The organism is Zavarzinia sp. (genome assembly GCF_041650655.1).
Taxonomy (GTDB): domain Bacteria; phylum Pseudomonadota; class Alphaproteobacteria; order Zavarziniales; family Zavarziniaceae; genus Zavarzinia.
The window spans coordinates 20661-34401 of the sequence record NZ_JBAZKR010000046.1 but is presented as its reverse complement, the minus strand read 5'-3'; the positions used below and the strand labels follow the sequence as shown (position 1 = coordinate 34401).

General features: G+C 61.2%; 24 protein-coding genes. 2 read left to right on the top strand and 22 right to left on the bottom strand.

The genetic code is table 11. The annotated features are described in order from the left end of the window. Positions 1 to 243: 243 nt before the first annotated feature. From WC493_RS12320 to WC493_RS12225, 20 genes are all read right to left on the bottom strand, one after another. Entirely contained in the window at positions 244 to 516 is a 273-nt protein-coding gene (locus WC493_RS12320; RefSeq protein WP_373065816.1) for a helix-turn-helix domain-containing protein, read from the bottom strand. Beyond that, entirely contained in the window at positions 497 to 1321 is an 825-nt protein-coding gene (locus WC493_RS12315) for a hypothetical protein (RefSeq protein WP_373065815.1), read from the bottom strand. Before WC493_RS12315 ends, WC493_RS12320 begins: the two co-directional genes overlap by 20 nt. Further along, a complete protein-coding gene (locus WC493_RS12310) occupies positions 1318 to 1653 on the bottom strand; it encodes a hypothetical protein (protein WP_373065814.1) in 336 nt (111 codons plus the stop codon). The genes WC493_RS12315 and WC493_RS12310 overlap by 4 nt, the downstream gene beginning before the upstream one ends. Before the next feature lie 266 nt (positions 1654 to 1919). Continuing rightward, the gene (locus tag WC493_RS12305) at positions 1920 to 2522 is read right to left on the bottom strand and encodes an N-acetylmuramoyl-L-alanine amidase (protein WP_373065813.1); all 603 of its coding nucleotides are present in this window, start codon (positions 2520 to 2522) and stop codon (positions 1920 to 1922) included. After that, positions 2519 to 2656 (bottom strand): hypothetical protein, encoded by a 138-nt coding sequence (locus WC493_RS12300; RefSeq protein ID WP_373065812.1) that lies wholly within the window; start codon positions 2654 to 2656, stop codon positions 2519 to 2521. The genes WC493_RS12305 and WC493_RS12300 overlap by 4 nt, the downstream gene beginning before the upstream one ends. Before the next feature lie 3 nt (positions 2657 to 2659). Then, positions 2660 to 3757, bottom strand: coding sequence for a hypothetical protein (locus WC493_RS12295; protein ID WP_373065811.1), 1098 nt, complete (start codon positions 3755 to 3757; stop codon positions 2660 to 2662). Continuing rightward, positions 3754 to 3894 carry a hypothetical protein gene (locus WC493_RS12290; RefSeq protein ID WP_373065810.1) on the bottom strand — a complete coding sequence of 47 codons (141 nt, stop codon included), beginning with the start codon at positions 3892 to 3894 and terminating at the stop codon, positions 3754 to 3756. The genes WC493_RS12295 and WC493_RS12290 overlap by 4 nt, the downstream gene beginning before the upstream one ends. Next, complete coding sequence (locus tag WC493_RS12285) at positions 3891 to 4127, bottom strand: hypothetical protein (protein ID WP_373065809.1); 237 nt, start codon at positions 4125 to 4127, stop codon at positions 3891 to 3893. Before WC493_RS12285 ends, WC493_RS12290 begins: the two co-directional genes overlap by 4 nt. Then, positions 4124 to 4426 carry a hypothetical protein gene (locus tag WC493_RS12280; protein WP_373065808.1) on the bottom strand — a complete coding sequence of 101 codons (303 nt, stop codon included), beginning with the start codon at positions 4424 to 4426 and terminating at the stop codon, positions 4124 to 4126. The genes WC493_RS12285 and WC493_RS12280 overlap by 4 nt, the downstream gene beginning before the upstream one ends. After that, positions 4416 to 4649 carry a hypothetical protein gene (locus tag WC493_RS12275; RefSeq protein ID WP_373065807.1) on the bottom strand — a complete coding sequence of 78 codons (234 nt, stop codon included), beginning with the start codon at positions 4647 to 4649 and terminating at the stop codon, positions 4416 to 4418. Before WC493_RS12275 ends, WC493_RS12280 begins: the two co-directional genes overlap by 11 nt. Continuing rightward, positions 4649 to 4816 (bottom strand): anaerobic ribonucleoside-triphosphate reductase, encoded by a 168-nt coding sequence (gene nrdD, locus WC493_RS12270; protein ID WP_373065806.1) that lies wholly within the window; start codon positions 4814 to 4816, stop codon positions 4649 to 4651. The genes WC493_RS12275 and nrdD overlap by 1 nt, the downstream gene beginning before the upstream one ends. 7 nt (positions 4817 to 4823) lie before the next feature. Then, on the bottom strand, positions 4824 to 5207 hold the full coding sequence (locus tag WC493_RS12265) for a hypothetical protein (RefSeq protein ID WP_373065805.1): 384 nt from the start codon (positions 5205 to 5207) through the stop codon (positions 4824 to 4826). After that, positions 5191 to 5433, bottom strand: coding sequence for a hypothetical protein (locus tag WC493_RS12260; RefSeq protein WP_373065804.1), 243 nt, complete (start codon positions 5431 to 5433; stop codon positions 5191 to 5193). Before WC493_RS12260 ends, WC493_RS12265 begins: the two co-directional genes overlap by 17 nt. Beyond that, entirely contained in the window at positions 5426 to 5887 is a 462-nt protein-coding gene (locus tag WC493_RS12255; RefSeq protein ID WP_373065803.1) for a hypothetical protein, read from the bottom strand. The genes WC493_RS12260 and WC493_RS12255 overlap by 8 nt, the downstream gene beginning before the upstream one ends. Before the next feature lie 136 nt (positions 5888 to 6023). Then, a complete protein-coding gene (locus tag WC493_RS12250; protein ID WP_373065802.1) occupies positions 6024 to 6191 on the bottom strand; it encodes a hypothetical protein in 168 nt (55 codons plus the stop codon). Further along, entirely contained in the window at positions 6188 to 6745 is a 558-nt protein-coding gene (locus tag WC493_RS12245) for a host-nuclease inhibitor Gam family protein (RefSeq protein WP_373065801.1), read from the bottom strand. Before WC493_RS12245 ends, WC493_RS12250 begins: the two co-directional genes overlap by 4 nt. Next, complete coding sequence (locus WC493_RS12240; RefSeq protein ID WP_373065800.1) at positions 6735 to 7235, bottom strand: hypothetical protein; 501 nt, start codon at positions 7233 to 7235, stop codon at positions 6735 to 6737. Before WC493_RS12240 ends, WC493_RS12245 begins: the two co-directional genes overlap by 11 nt. A gap of 8 nt (positions 7236 to 7243) precedes the next feature. Further along, positions 7244 to 8254 (bottom strand): AAA family ATPase, encoded by a 1011-nt coding sequence (locus tag WC493_RS12235; protein WP_373065799.1) that lies wholly within the window; start codon positions 8252 to 8254, stop codon positions 7244 to 7246. 1 nt (position 8255) lies between these two features. Next, positions 8256 to 10664, bottom strand: a complete 2409-nt coding sequence (locus tag WC493_RS12230; protein WP_373065798.1) for a Mu transposase C-terminal domain-containing protein — start codon at positions 10662 to 10664, stop codon at positions 8256 to 8258. Then, positions 10661 to 11089 (bottom strand): hypothetical protein, encoded by a 429-nt coding sequence (locus WC493_RS12225; protein ID WP_373065797.1) that lies wholly within the window; start codon positions 11087 to 11089, stop codon positions 10661 to 10663. Before WC493_RS12225 ends, WC493_RS12230 begins: the two co-directional genes overlap by 4 nt. A 341-nt stretch (positions 11090 to 11430) precedes the next feature. Between WC493_RS12225 and WC493_RS12220 the strand changes: the two genes are divergently transcribed. Next, positions 11431 to 11832: a hypothetical protein gene (locus WC493_RS12220; RefSeq protein WP_373065796.1), complete on the top strand. Its 402-nt coding sequence runs from the start codon at positions 11431 to 11433 to the stop codon at positions 11830 to 11832. Here the strand turns inward: WC493_RS12220 and WC493_RS12215 are convergent. After that, positions 11789 to 12037, bottom strand: coding sequence for a hypothetical protein (locus WC493_RS12215; RefSeq protein WP_373065795.1), 249 nt, complete (start codon positions 12035 to 12037; stop codon positions 11789 to 11791). The two genes, WC493_RS12220 and WC493_RS12215, sit on opposite strands and share 44 nt — an antisense overlap. 376 nt (positions 12038 to 12413) lie before the next feature. Between WC493_RS12215 and WC493_RS12210 the strand changes: the two genes are divergently transcribed. Continuing rightward, a complete protein-coding gene (locus WC493_RS12210) occupies positions 12414 to 13103 on the top strand; it encodes an XRE family transcriptional regulator (RefSeq protein ID WP_373065794.1) in 690 nt (229 codons plus the stop codon). 55 nt (positions 13104 to 13158) lie between these two features. Here the strand turns inward: WC493_RS12210 and WC493_RS12205 are convergent, their stop codons facing one another. Next, complete coding sequence (locus WC493_RS12205; protein ID WP_373065793.1) at positions 13159 to 13725, bottom strand: hypothetical protein; 567 nt, start codon at positions 13723 to 13725, stop codon at positions 13159 to 13161. Positions 13726 to 13741: the final 16 nt, after the last annotated feature.

Genomic DNA, 13741 nt, shown 5'->3' with positions numbered 1-13741 from the left:
GGCGCACAACGAACCCTTGCTCCCAAGCCAGATAATTGGGCTCCTCATGATGTTGCATCTCCTATGCTCGCCGCCTAAAATGCCCCGCGGATACCCCGTGGGCAGCCGGCGAAAGTCGGGTTGGCGGTCGTTCCGTCAACGGTTGCGGCGGTGCCAGCCGCCGCGACTCTGCCCCATTCGATTTTAAAAGAGCGATCGCGGCCGCTCCGGCGCGTGACCGCCAAGAAAAAACGAACCGCCGACCTAGCCGCGAAACCGCGCCGGCCGCAGGCTGCGGCGAATGAACTCCAACACGTCGCCGCGCGGCAGCCGTCGTCCGCCATTGATTCTAGCCTCGCACAGCGAGCCTGATTTAATCATACGAATGACCGTTTTCTCGCTGACTGACAGCACGGCGGCTACCTCGCCGATCGAGAGGTACAGTCGGTCAGGTAGCCGGCGCTCGGCGTCGGCCACGACGCGCTCGCGCGTCTCGCGCTCGTAGGCCGCGATCCGCTCAGTCGGCGTGAGTTGCATGCGACTTCTCGATGCCATACCGCCCCAATATTTTCAGCGCGATCGGGATCGATCCGATCCGCACGCTCGCGCCCTGTTTGCCGTTCCCGAACCGCGCCAGCACGTCGGCCAGGAACGCCCGATCCGGCGCGTCGAGGTTCGGGAGATCCAGCGCCCGCCCGATCCGCGCCTTAACCTGATGCCGGTGCAGCGCCATCGGCTTGAGCGCGTTGATCGTTTTGTTTCCTTGGCCCCGCGTCGCCGGCACGGCGAACCCGAATTTTTTGCGGCAAAACGCCATGAAGTCCTCGCCGCTCATCTCGCACAACTGCCGCAGCGTTTCCAGCGCGTAACGCTGCGCCGACGACGACAGCAGGTCCGCGCCGTGGCCGCGCGCAGTCGGAGCCTTAGCCTTGCGATTCCGGGTACACGAATTCGAACTCGCGGCGAGTTCTCCGTTCATGTCCCCGTCATTCCCCCCGTCATTCCCGCGAACGCGGGAATCCACGCCTTTTTCCGGATCCCGGCTTTCGTCCGGAGCACGGTTTTTTCTTTCGTCATTCCCGCGAAAGCGGGAATCCACGCCTTCCCTGTACTTCCCGAGCTGCTCGTCCAGCCAAACGAACAACCGCCCCCACCCGCGCGCGTCGAGCCCCTTGCTCGACCCCTGGCCCGACGCCGCGCGAATGATCGACCGGCACTCGGCCTCGACGTCGGCGCGCGGCACGCCGGCCAGCCGCGCCAGTTCCGTCATCAACGCCTGCCACCGCCGCACGTTGGCGGTGTAGGCGCTGCCGATCGCGGGCAGTTGTTGCGCCGTGTTCACGGCTGCAAATCCGTCTTTTTTTCTCCGTGACCCTCGTCGTCATCCGTGGTGGAGACAATAAAATCAGGGCTTCCTTGATCGGGAGAGTCGTCGTCCTCGCCCTGGTTCAATAGATCGCCCGGCGCCGGCGTCGGCAGCGGCGCATCCTCGCCTAAATCATCCGGCAGCACCTGCACGATCGCCGTCACCGCCGCCACGATCGCCGGCGCGACCGGCACGCCGGCCGCTTGCAGAATCAGCATCGCCGCGATGACGACGCCGGCGATAAATTTCTTTTTCAAATACCACGGGCGTGGGCCCTTCACTTTGTTTACGACCTGTTTAGCGTTCATTTAACCCTCCGTTAATTGTCATTTCGACCGAGGCTTCCGAGCGGAGGAATCCCTCTCGAAAGGGTTTTCTCTGTTCCGACGCGCGACGCGTCGTCAGTCGAAATGACATTGTTTGATTCGCATCACCTACGCTTGTTTTGTCATTCCGACCGAGGCTTCCGAGCGGAGGAATCCCTCTCGAAAGGGGTTTCTCCGTTCCGACGCGCGACGCGTCGTCAGTCGAAATGACATTATTTGATTCGCGTGTATTCGCGTTCATTCGCGGTTCACCTCTTCCCGAAAATCAACGTCCGAAACTCGTCCATCGGCCACGCCGGGCCTGGATCGATTTTCCGGAACGGCGCAATATCATCATGGCCGATGATTTCACTCAGCGGGTATTCGGCGAATAGCGCCCGCGCCACGGCGGCGCAGGCGAGGACTTGCGCCTCGGGGTATTTCTGCCAGCCGCGCTCGACCGTGTCGTTTTTGTGGACGGCAACGACGACGTCGTCGTCGGCCACCAGCGTTTGACTCGGCGTGCGCCAGTCGCCGTTTTTCAGCGTCAGCATCCCCGCGTTCACCAGCTCGATGCCGATCGACAACTCATTGAGGTTGTCGAACCCGTTCCACCGCGATTTTCCTGCGTGCCAGGCGCAGCGGTTGAACGGCACGAGCTGCGTAATTTTCCCGTCGCGCCCGATGACCAGGTGCGCCGAGGCCTTGCTCTGCGCGCTCGTCAGCCACGACACCGCGCCGGCGGCAGAGCCTCCGGCCGTGTAGTGCAGCACGAGGTACTGCGGCGTTATCGTTCCGCCCATGTTGGGCGTGGGTAAAAAATCGACGTTGTGGCCGTCCTGCATTAAATGATGTTTGTCGATGTACATCATGACAGCACCCACGCAAATATTTTCGCGGCGAAGTAGGTTTTTACCGCCCAGGCGATAATCGCGATGAGCAGGATGCCGCCGGCGAGGGCGGCGGAAGATAAACAACCGAGCCGTTCCTCTTTTGTCGTTTTCATTTTTTAACTCCTATCCGCCGGCGCGGCGATCGCGTCGAGAATTGTTTGCCCGATCCGCAGCGCGTAATAGTTCGCGCTGTCCGGCCGCCCCTTGGCCGCGTCCAGGAACGCCTGGACGTCGAGCGCGGTCGCTCCAATAAGGCGCAGCGTGGGCATCGACTGAGGCTCAGGGTTTGAGGCTTCCGGTTTTTTCCTCTCATTTGAGGAAAGAAAAGAGGAAGGGTTTTCGGATTTAGAGAGGGATTTCTCCGCGGCCGTCGAAATGACAGGTTTGACCGATTGCGCCATCAGTCGCTTTCTCATCGCCGCGACTTGCTCGTGCGCGGCGGTCTGCTGATCCTCTGTATTTGTCATTCCGACCGACGCGGCGCTTCGCGACGGAGCGGAGGAATCACTTTCGGATTCGGAGAGGGATTTCTCCGCGGCCGTCGAAATGACCGGTTCGGCCAGCCGCGCGATCGGCTTCGTTTTATCTGGCGTGGGTTTCCCTCCCGCGCCGCCAAGGGCCGTGGCGATATATTTATTTTTCGCATACGCCTCTTCCGCCTTGCGCGTTTTTTCCGCGCGCAATTTGCGCTGATAGGCGTTGTGGCATTCGCGGCACTCGCCGCTTCCCGGATAAACTTTGTTTTCGGGCGTTCCCACACGCTCGCACGTGCGGCAAATCCGTTCGCCCTTTTCGTTTTTCATGATAGCCTCCCGTTGCTTGGTTGGTTGGTTGGTTTTTGTCATTCCGACCACGCTCCGGAGCGTGGAGGAATCGCTTTCGCTTTCGGAAAGGGTTTTCTCCGCTCCGTCGCGCGGCGCGACGTCGGTCGGAATGACAGTGACAGGTTTCGGTTTTGCTCGCCCTGCCGGCCGGTGCGCCGCCAGGTCGAGCGGATACCGCGCGCCGTGCGTTTTTGGCGTAAATCCATCCGGCATTTTTTGTTTCCGCTCCGGCGGCGGCGTGGGTTTGTTCGAGTCTTCGAGATCCTTGTCCGGGCACTCGACCAGCGACTCCCGGCAGGTCGCGCATTGGCGCCGACCAGCCTCTTTGTAGTCCTGGCACTGGTTCTGATTTTTCGTAAACAGATGGAAGACGGGACACTTAAATATCACGGCGTCACCCCCGCGTAACGGGCGATCTGTATCCCGATCAGTATGTCGATCGCCAGCAACGCGGCCACGAACAGCCCGCGCTCGACGCGTAGGACGCGCTCGTCGCCGTCGATCAACGCCAGCAATAGTCGCCTCATGTCATCCTCCCGATTTTCCCCTGTGCCGCCCGCCACGCCGGGCACTCGGCCGGTTGGCCGCAGTGTTTGCAGCCGGCCGCCGCGTCGGCGACCTGATGCAATTCGGCGCGATGGGCCAGGTCCGCCCTCGCCGATTGCTCGTGCAGCAACCGGCGTAGATCATCTATTTCCTGCCGCAGATCCTCGGTGCCGTCGCGTTCGGCGCTGTCAATGCGGCGTGCGCTGTCAATCATGATTCCACCTCATTTTCTGTCATTCCGACCACGCTCCGGAGCGTGGAGAAATCGCTTTCGGATTTAGAGAGGGATTTCTCCGTTCCGGCGCGCGGCGCGCCTTCAGTCGAAATGACAAGGAGATCGACCATTCCGTCGCCGTGGCATTTGGGGCATCCGGTTTGATGCGGCTCACGGCCGCCGCATTGCGGGCAGCGGACCAGTTTCATTTTCGGCAGCGTTTTTGGCCCGCCGAATCCCAGGCGGTGCAGCACTTGCGCCGCGTGGCGGTCGGCGTCGGATAGCTCTTTACTTGGCATCGGAAACCCACTTTTCCAGCGCCTCTTGAATTGATTTTCCGCAATAGGTTTTAGGCCCGCTCATCTCCCGAACGTAACTGTCGGCTACGGTAAAAATCACTTGATCGGGATCCCTATCCTGATCGATCGATAGTAAAATCGAACTGTCAACGTTTCGTGCGAGGCTCACGGTGCGGACCAATATTTTTTCAATTGCTTTTAGAATGATCTGTTCGCTATCCATCACTGTTCCTTTCCGCGAATCGCGGCAGTGATGCCGCTCTTACCGTTTGCCCACGCCGCTTGATTTGATCCCGCCAGTTTGTACGGCACCCGGTCCGCGTATTCCGCCTGCTTGCCCTTGTTCCACTGCTGGACGGGCCGGTAGTAGCCGACGATGCGGGAGTACACTTCGGTTTTATGCTTGCATGGCATTGAGGACGCTCATTTCGATCAGATCTTTCCAGCCGTATTTTTTGGGGCAAAACGACTCGCTATCCGAACCATTACCTTTGCACATAGAACAAAGGCTTATTTCGGCCCTTTTTCCGAAGGCAATGCTGTCGGGGTCGCCGCACACCAGCACGGGAGCCACATTCGTTGGCCGATGCAAAGGCTCTGCAATCACTTTCCTCAAGCGCCTCATCGGCACCACGAGCAGCCCGCTTCTATCCGCACGCACCTGCACGTTATGCGGGCCGTGACCGCGCCAGGTGTTCACCAGTTCGCAGAATTCGCCGGCACCGCGAGCGCGGCCGATGATGCGGTAAACGCGGCCGGTTACCTTAAGCATCACTGTCATTTCCCCGCCTCCGTGTCTTCTGGTTCTTCTGGATTCCCGCTTTCGCCGGGAATGACGAAACCTTCCGCAGCCGCCTCAGCGGCAGCACCAGCAGCCCCGACCGCTCCGCGCAGACCAGCACGTTGTGCGGCGCGCGGCCGCGCCAGGTGCAGCCCAATTCGCACCGCTCGCCCGCGCCGATCGCGCGGCCGACGATGCGGTAAAAACGGCCGGTGTGGCTAAACATGATTGGTCTCGTTCGATTCGCGCCTGCCCTGAGCCCTGTCGAAGGGTTCATTCGCGTTCATTCGCGGCTGATCGCCCAGATCCATCTGCCCCAGCAGCCGCGCCGCCTCGTCGCCGCCGACGAGCGCGCGCACGCGCCGCGCCAGCGACCCGATCTTTTTCGTCAGGGCGACGGACTCCTTCCGCAGCTCCTCCGGATCGTCGATCCAGTAGTACCCGCCCGTCGGCGACGCGCCGATCGGGCAGCCGTGAGTTGTCACCAGCGAGGCGATGACTACGCGCACTTCGCGGTCGGAGATTCCGGTGGCCGCGACGAGCGCCCGACGCGCCAGGGCGCGCTCGCGTCCGCGGTGATTGACCTGTAGCAGGTCGGCTATCCGGCGCTCGATTGGAGCGGCCGTCCGGCCTGGCCGCGGCGGGAGCGTCATGGTTTGTTGCGTCGTTTGGATCATCATCGCCTCGCTTCGAGCGACCACCCTTTTTTTTTGCGATTCCATCGGTCGCGATTAGGCCAAAAAAATCTCACCGCGCTAATGCATTTCCGGCCGCTCGCGGCCCCCGCCCCGCGGGGGCGAGGACCGTGAAGGGCCGTCATGCCATGCGGCGACGGCGGTTTGCCTCCTCGGACTCCAACTCGGCCGTGAGGCGGCCCAGGCCGTTCAGCCAGGCGGCCGTTGCGCCCTTGCTGAACTGTTTTATTTCGCGCGGGGCCTTGCCGCGCCAGGCCCGCCGCAAGTGCTTTGATTTTTTCGCGTTCATGATCTCTCCTTTTCGGGCCTCGCCGCCGCCTGTTCGGCGGCGATGGTCAGCGACGTTTTCACCTCGCAGGTTTCGCGCGGATCGGCCCAGCGATAGCCCGCCGCCGTAATCACCTCGGCCGGTTTCGCCTCCAAAATTTCGAGGCGAACGCGCTTGATGATCTGCACGGCGTCGGCATGTCCCAGTCCCTCCAGGCGCACGATCGCCTGCTCCTCGGTGTGTTCGGCGTCGATCGGCACCAGGTGTTTAGGCTGGAAATGAAAGGACACCGCGCCCCACTGGAAATTCGCCGATTTTTTCGTCCATCCGCCGCGCAGCCGTTCCGCCGCCGCGCGGATGCGCTTTTTCAGCGCCGCGATCATCGCCTTCTCGGTTTTCTCGATTTTTTCAAAGGCCGATTTCGCGCGGGCGATCGCCCCGTCGCGATCGAGCGCCGCCTGGGCGATGACGCGCTCGCTGTCGCCGATGCGGCGCAGCGCCTCGTCGATGTGCGTTTCGTTCCACGCGGTCAATTTGGCCGGCAGCTCGACGGTGGCGATGGGGTTAGCCGACATGATTGGCCTCCGTCTCGGTCATTCCGACCGAGGTCGTCCGAGCGGAGGAATCGCTTTTTAATTCCGAAAGGGGTTTCTCCGTTTGCCCGCGAGACGCGGGCGCAGTCGAAATGACAGGGGCGGGGGCATTCACCGTCCACCGCGCCTCAATATGCGCAATGACCGCGTCGATGTTGGCAATCGCCACGTCTGACTCGCTCTGCTCGCGCAGCGCGCGCAAGCTGCGTAACGTTTCAGCAGCCATCGCCGGGATGAGGTGATCCCGCAATTCGCGTTCATTCGCGCCTGCCCCGAGTCTTGTCGAGGGGTGCATTCGCGGTTCGACCCACAAATAAATTTTTCGTAATTCATCAGCCCGCCGCTCGCAGTGGCGCGCGGTGTTCTCGACGCCCAGATCGCGCAGCCGCGCGGCCGCGCAATCCAAGGTGGTCGAGAGGCCGATGGCCTGACTTGTCGTGATCTGGATCGGGCGCAATAGATTGATTTTCATGTAGCCTCCTAAAAATCAGCCGGGGTGCGCAGGCGCACGGCGGCGGCGATGGTTTGGGCGTTGCAGGGTTGCGGTTTGCGCGACCGCAGTTGGAGGCCGCGCACATCGATCGCCGTCTGCACGATCGCCCGCATCGAGGGGAACGCGTTCACGTCGGCAAAGAACTTCACGCCGTCGTCGGTGATGTCCGGCAGAATCTGCGTCACCACCCGGCGCACGTCGTCCACGTCCACCTGGTCGATGACCTTCGGGATGCCCAGGTGCGATACGTGCGTGAACGACGAAAAATCCTTGATCCGGTCGAACGTCTCCGAATCGACGCGCTTGCCCGCGCTGATCGTGTCTTTCATACATTCGTGGCCGATCACGGCCACGCCGCAGTGCGCTTGTTCGACGATCGCGGTGAGGAATTCGAAGCAGCGGAACCGCAGCATCTGGCCGTCGTTGACGACCACGAAGCGCGGCCGCGCCCGCAAGTTGTCGATAATCATCCGCGCCATCCGCGAAGGAGCCCAAAACCGCTCGTCGCCCTTGCCCTCCAGGAGCCGCAACAACTCGGCGATAAACCCCTTCGGCTGGCCCAGGCCATAGCGCAGCATCATGATCAGCGACCCTTTTGGGTCGCGGGCCGCGAACTGCTCGGCGGCGAACGTCTTGCCGCAGCCCGGCGCGCCGTAGATCACGGCCATGCGCTGGCCGTGTTTCGCCATTTCCAGCGCTACGGTTACGGCCTGATAAACAGGCGTTTCAACCGCGTTCAAATGGTATTTATGCTGCTCGGTTTTTTCGTGCCGCTCCAGAAATTGCAGCACGTTGCGCGCCAGATTTAAATTGTCTCCCTTGTACGTGCCGGCCAGAAACAGGTTGATCGTCGCCCGGCTCATGCCGGTGCCGGTGGCAACGTCGCCCTGGCTGCGCGTCGCTGACGCGCCCAGCCAATCGAACGCCTTCGCGCGCGCCAGTTCAATCAGGTCGGCGGTGTTCGGCGCGGTGGTCGTCACTACGTTCAATTCTCCCATATCAGTCTCCCTCTGTTTGGTTGGTTGGTTGGTATAAGTCCTGCCAGCGCATGTCCGGATCGGTGGCGCGATCCGCGGTGCGGGTTGTCTCCGTTGTCATTCCGACCGAGAGCGTCCGAGCGGAGGAATCGCTCTCCAAAAGGGTTTTCTCCGCTTGCCCGCCGCTGGCGGGCGCGGTCGAAATGACAAAGAGTGGGTTTTCCCCTCTGTGTTTCTCCGCGTCCTCTGTGGTGATACTCCGGAACATCTCGCCGGCCAGTTCGCCCGCGCTCGGCCCGTCCGGAAGCGGCGCCGGCGCGTTCGCCGCCGCCCGCATTTCGTATTCCGCGAACTCGCGCAGCTTCCGTCCCGCGTCCGTCCCGAACATCGGGTCGATCACCGGCGGCGCGGCCGGCGTCGGGTTGTCGTCGCGCGCCGCCGTCGTCCCCTCGGCGCGCAGCAGGCGCAGTTCCAGTTCGCGTTCCTTCAAACTGATCCGCGCACCGGACAAATCGCGCGCCAGTTTCCGCGCGGCCTTCCGGTCGTTCATGATCGACCGGTATTGCCCCTCGTTTTGGAACTGCGAGGCGCGCTTGTCGGCCAGCGCCACGCACAGCGGCGCGTCCTTTTCGTCGTGGACGTAAATTTTCGCCAGGTCGTCGGGGTCGTAGTAGACATGCACCCGGCGGCACACGTCGCCGCAGATTTCCGGCGCGCGGTACAGGTTGCCGCAAATTTCCAGTCCGTCGCGGGTCACCAGCGTCGATTTCCGCATCAAGAAGTAGCGCAGGATTTCGGCCGCCGGTTTGCGCACCGCCGTCAACCCGATCTCCTCGTTCCAGACCTGGTTCGGGCTGCGGCCGTTCATGCCGTCGCCGTTCTGCACCGTGTTGTGGTACTCGGTCTCTACCCAGCGCGCGAACTCGGCCTCGACCTGTTCGATCGTCGGGATCAACGCCGTGTCGATGCCGTTTTTCAATTCGCGCTCGCCCGCGAGCATCGTGTCGCGCAGCAGCTCGGGGACGCTCGCCGCGTCCTTGCCGCAGTAGGTCGGCCACTTGCGGGCGAACTCGTTGGCCACCTGTTTGAAATGCCGTTCGATCACCTTCGACTGTCCGTGAAACGGCGCGACCGCCGTGAATTCGACGTCGAGCAGCGCGAACAAACCTTTCAACTCGGAACTGCGGTAGTTCTTGAATTTCGGGTGGTGCGAACCGGCCAGGAAGTGCTTCGCCGTGAAGTCCTTGCCCCAGTCGAACTTGATCGTTTTCGGGACGCCGAACCGCGACGCCATTTTGTAAAACGCCCGGTTGATCGTCTCGCCGTTCGGGTGGTGCGAAAACTCCGTGCCCAGAAAACGCCGCGCCTTCGCGTCGTGAAACGCCGTCAGTTGCGGCCGGTAAATCACCCACCGCACCGGCCGGCCGGCCTTGTCGCGCTGTGTGACTTTTTTGCAATGGATGTCGAGCTTGTGATGATCGGCGGTCGCCACATCCATCGGCAGCGCGTCGTCGTAGCGCAGCCGTAGCGACGGGTCGTATTTGCGCTCGAACGTCTTCGGCCCCGCGTGGTACGTCCGCGCGCGCTCCATCTCGACGCTGCCGAGGTAGGCGTGTACCGCCGACGCGCTTGGCGGCATCTCGCGCCGCTGCCGATATAATTTGATTAGCCGGTCGTAGGCCTGCGCCTTCGACTGTTGCAGCACGCAATAGATTCGCACCAGCTCTTTTTTGTCGTCGGCCGTCAACGCCGAGTACCCGGCGCGGTTGCCGTAGGCGTCGACCAGCGCGCTCGCGCCGCCGTTGGCGGTCAGTTCGTGAATCCAGCGGTAAAGGCTCGTGCGGCTAAAATCCTTGCCGATGCAGAATTCGTCCATCAACGCGACGGTCCCCGCCGGGTTGCCGCGCGCGGCCGCGAACTCTTTCCACTCGTTGATGGACGCCAGTTTTTTCAGCGCGCCCGCGCGGGCCCACGCTGGCAGGCTGGCCAGATACCGTTCCTCGGCCAGCCGCGCGTCGCCGTCAACCGGCGTGATCGCCGGGCCGTGTACCGCGAGGTATTTCGTTTGCGCTTTTTTCGGCAGCGAAAAAAGATTGATTTCGACCACCACGCCGCCGCGCCCGCCGCGCCCCGCCACCTCGCGCGAGTCGTACCGCGCCAACTCGCGCCGGATCGTCGCCGCCGATTTGCCGAGCAGCTCGGCCGCCACGGCAACCGGCAGCCAGAGGCCGAACCCATCACAACGCCCCGCCGACAAATCGCCCGCCGCGGTTGCAGACGTCGAGGCCGCTGACAGGGAGGGCGTCAGGGGTAAACGATCGCTGCGGGCGATTTGTTCGCAGGGCGTCATGTTTTCTGGGGACATGACCCGAATGGCACTTTGCGGTTCGGTATCGTGTCCCCGGAAAACGATTTGTTCGCGGGGCGTCATTTCGCATCCTTTAAAAGAGCGCGCCGCGCGGCGGCCGCGCGGTCGGCGATCCGTTCGCCTTCGATCTGGCACCGGCCCAGCTCGGCATAAGCGCGGTCGGCCGCGCCGGACACCACCCACGGCGACCCGGCGAATAGTTTGTCGAGCGGCTCGGCGCTGCCCAGGATCCGGCACAGACACACCAGCACGTCGGCCGGCATCCGGTTGGCGTTGCTCTGCGCCACCCAGGCGTTGAGTTGCACGTCTGAAATTTTTCGACCGAGTAGGTACGTCAGTTGTTCGGCGATTTGGTAGCGCGACAGCGGCGACCGGTGCAGCAACGCCGCCAACGAGGCGGTCGCATCATTTAATAGCGACGCCAACGCGCCGGGAACCGGACCGATGGCCAGGTCCAATTGATTCGCGCCGGCGCGACGGAGCGTCATGCCGCCACCGCCGTCATTTTCACCACGGAGAACACAGAGGAACGCAGAGGAATAAAAAGGTTTTGTTTCTGATCTCTTTTAAGGAATTGAATTCGCGCCGCTCCTGTCCTCCCTCCGCGTTCCTCGGTGTCCTCTGTGGTGAATGCCTTTTGCGCCGTCATTCCCGGCGAAAGCGGAAATCCAGAAAATTCGGGGCGGGACCCCGCGCCCGCCCCACCGTGCATGAAATGTATTTTGTTGACGTTCTGGCAGGCGCGGGGACCTGCCCCTACAATAGCGGCCTTTGCCGCGATCCGAATCGTCTGGTAGAATCCGCCATCATTTAATACAGAGGGGAGCCTATGGACATCTACGATGCGGGTAACGTGGTGAGCTACCGGTTCCGCCGCCGCGACCGCGTCTACCTGGTTTCGGTCAGCCCCGCGCCGCCGACCGGCGGCATGGTTTACCGCGACGAGGAGCGGTTGAATTACGTTTTGGTGACGCTGCTGTTCCCCGGAATCGGCGCGAAGGTGCTCGAATTCAAGGGCCGAGGCTATCCCGTTTTCAACCGCGAGGAAACCATTTTTCCGTCCTACGTCTTCTGGGTCAACGACATTTCCGCCGAGTCCGTTCCGTACATTTCCGAAAAACTCGGCGTCGATAAAACCACGGCCGGTCTTGTCGCCTCCGCCATGCGCCACTACGCCAAGCTTCAACTCAGCCGGAGACGGATTGGCGCGGAACGAATTGGCGCGGTGTGAACCCAAATTGCGCTGGCTGCGCGCCAAGAACCATCCGGAACTGATCGATGGTGTAGCCGCAAACGATGACGTGGTCTCCATTGATGTCTGTTTTCCGTCCGACTGCGATGTCGGCCAGATCGACGACGCGATGCCGCGAATAGCGGCGCCGCGCCGTCTCCGTCTTACCGCATCCCGGCGGCCCGTAAAAAAACAACCGTGCCATGTTTCTTCTCCCGATTGGTTGGTGGTCGCTAAAAACCTGTCACTCAATGCCGCGTCGGCATGTAAATTTCCCCCCGAAAATAGACATTGCGTTTCGGACAAAAAAAAGGAAAAATGTGGGCCGTCAACCGGATGAATTATCCGGATGTCTTGATCTTTGGGCTGACGGCCCGAATGCAAGGGAGATAGAGATAGTCTATGGGTCTGCCGCGCGGGACGCGGCTCTGGGGGCAATTTGCTTCTGGGGTGGAACTCGCTGCTGCTGCCGGCCTGATTTTTCTTGGGCATCATGGCCTCGTTTTTAAGTCTGCGAGGCCAAGGATAAGGGTTTCCTTAATACGTGTCAAGCATTAAATACGGATTAGCGTAAGTTTTTTATGAACCCGTTTGCCGAACGACTAAGGGCTGCAATCCGGCGATCGGGCAAGAAAAAAAGCCAAATCGCCGATGCCGCAGGTATGTCCGCAGTTCAACTCAGTCAATATTTAGCCGGAAATTACGTCGCCAAAGCGGAAGTTGCTGCCCGCTTGGCTGCCGCGCTCGGGGTTCAGGTGCGTTGGCTGATGGACGGGACGATCGAGGAGAAAACACCGTCAGTCACGATTCTCGCGCCCGGATCAAAGCCGGAAAAAATGAACAAGCGGCAGACTGGAACCTATTATTTGTTGCCGCTGATCTCCGGCGAGGCCGCCGCCGGAAGCCCGTCCGAGGTCGATGAATTGCAGGTCGAGGACTGGATACCATCCATCTTCAATTCGGATTGGTGCCCACATCCTGACCGCACCGTTTGCGTCCGCGTTCGCGGCGATTCGATGGAACCGACAATTCCCGATGGTGGTCTGGTGGCCGTCGACCTGGAGCAGCGTGATCCGCGCTGTCTGCTGGGTAAGATCGCAGCCATCCGCCACGATGGCGGCGTAGCGATCAAGCGGATTTTTCAAGCCGAAAACCACGCCTGGGTTGCTAGGCCGGACAATCTTTCATCCTCTGAAATATTCGTTTTTACCCCTGATGAAATCGTTGAAAAGATCGTCGGTAAAATTGTTTTTTGGTGGGGGAAAAGTTAAACAGCAACGGCCTACGAATCGTAGGCCGCTGCGTCTAGTGGTGGCGTAAGGCGGACTAGATGTTGGTGCAGTTGTAGTCGCCGCCAGGTCCAAGCGCGGGTTGGCAATCTAAAAAGTCATCCCTAGTATTCTCATTTAAATAACAGTCCGCGATCGCCTGATGCAAAGACTCATGGCATCGGTAACTATCGTCCTTCCAGTCGTCGGCGCAGCCTCCGCTCTCGCCACAATCGGCTAAATTGCCATACCAGTCGGCGTCGAGCGTTTCGATACAGGCCATATAAATGGCGTATGGACCCCAGGTCTCCGGCTCTGTATCTTTATAATAGACGATCGCCCCGCACTCATCCGGCACGCCATCTGCCGGATACTGATACTCGCACATCGCCCAGACCTCCCAGCACTCCATTTCATCGTCATCGTCATCGCCGCTGTCGTCATCGTCGGCCGCGTCGTCGTCGCCGCTGTCGTCATCGTCGTCAGCCTGCGGAATGCCGCCGTCGTCGTCGTCGTCGTTCGCCTTGCCCGACATCGAGCAGGCCGCCAGCGCCAGCGCCAACAGCATCAGTAGCGCCCATTTCACCATTCTCAATTCACCATTCTCAATTATCCGTTTCATCATCCGATCCTCCTGTTTT

What these genes read in the sequence shown, in the direction of transcription:
- WC493_RS12265 (WP_373065805.1), bottom strand. Translation starts at nt 5,207, where the DNA reads ATGACAGTGATGCTTAAGGTAACCGGCCGCGTTTACCGCATCATCGGC.
- WC493_RS12210 (WP_373065794.1), top strand. Translation starts at nt 12,414, where the DNA reads ATGAACCCGTTTGCCGAACGACTAAGGGCTGCAATCCGGCGATCGGGC.
- WC493_RS12310 (WP_373065814.1), bottom strand. Translation starts at nt 1,653, where the DNA reads ATGAACGCTAAACAGGTCGTAAACAAAGTGAAGGGCCCACGCCCGTGG.
- WC493_RS12250 (WP_373065802.1), bottom strand. Translation starts at nt 6,191, where the DNA reads ATGAACGCGAAAAAATCAAAGCACTTGCGGCGGGCCTGGCGCGGCAAG.
- WC493_RS12305 (WP_373065813.1), bottom strand. Translation starts at nt 2,522, where the DNA reads ATGATGTACATCGACAAACATCATTTAATGCAGGACGGCCACAACGTC.
- WC493_RS12230 (WP_373065798.1), bottom strand. Translation starts at nt 10,664, where the DNA reads ATGACGCCCCGCGAACAAATCGTTTTCCGGGGACACGATACCGAACCG.
- WC493_RS12255 (WP_373065803.1), bottom strand. Translation starts at nt 5,887, where the DNA reads ATGATGATCCAAACGACGCAACAAACCATGACGCTCCCGCCGCGGCCA.
- WC493_RS12215 (WP_373065795.1), bottom strand. Translation starts at nt 12,037, where the DNA reads ATGGCACGGTTGTTTTTTTACGGGCCGCCGGGATGCGGTAAGACGGAG.
- WC493_RS12280 (WP_373065808.1), bottom strand. Translation starts at nt 4,426, where the DNA reads ATGCCAAGTAAAGAGCTATCCGACGCCGACCGCCACGCGGCGCAAGTG.
- WC493_RS12300 (WP_373065812.1), bottom strand. Translation starts at nt 2,656, where the DNA reads ATGAAAACGACAAAAGAGGAACGGCTCGGTTGTTTATCTTCCGCCGCC.
- WC493_RS12275 (WP_373065807.1), bottom strand. Translation starts at nt 4,649, where the DNA reads ATGGATAGCGAACAGATCATTCTAAAAGCAATTGAAAAAATATTGGTC.
- WC493_RS12290 (WP_373065810.1), bottom strand. Translation starts at nt 3,894, where the DNA reads ATGAGGCGACTATTGCTGGCGTTGATCGACGGCGACGAGCGCGTCCTA.
- WC493_RS12205 (WP_373065793.1), bottom strand. Translation starts at nt 13,725, where the DNA reads ATGATGAAACGGATAATTGAGAATGGTGAATTGAGAATGGTGAAATGG.
- WC493_RS12285 (WP_373065809.1), bottom strand. Translation starts at nt 4,127, where the DNA reads ATGATTGACAGCGCACGCCGCATTGACAGCGCCGAACGCGACGGCACC.
- WC493_RS12220 (WP_373065796.1), top strand. Translation starts at nt 11,431, where the DNA reads ATGGACATCTACGATGCGGGTAACGTGGTGAGCTACCGGTTCCGCCGC.
- WC493_RS12245 (WP_373065801.1), bottom strand. Translation starts at nt 6,745, where the DNA reads ATGTCGGCTAACCCCATCGCCACCGTCGAGCTGCCGGCCAAATTGACC.
- WC493_RS12320 (WP_373065816.1), bottom strand. Translation starts at nt 516, where the DNA reads ATGCAACTCACGCCGACTGAGCGGATCGCGGCCTACGAGCGCGAGACG.
- WC493_RS12260 (WP_373065804.1), bottom strand. Translation starts at nt 5,433, where the DNA reads ATGTTTAGCCACACCGGCCGTTTTTACCGCATCGTCGGCCGCGCGATC.
- WC493_RS12235 (WP_373065799.1), bottom strand. Translation starts at nt 8,254, where the DNA reads ATGGGAGAATTGAACGTAGTGACGACCACCGCGCCGAACACCGCCGAC.
- WC493_RS12240 (WP_373065800.1), bottom strand. Translation starts at nt 7,235, where the DNA reads ATGAAAATCAATCTATTGCGCCCGATCCAGATCACGACAAGTCAGGCC.
- WC493_RS12225 (WP_373065797.1), bottom strand. Translation starts at nt 11,089, where the DNA reads ATGACGCTCCGTCGCGCCGGCGCGAATCAATTGGACCTGGCCATCGGT.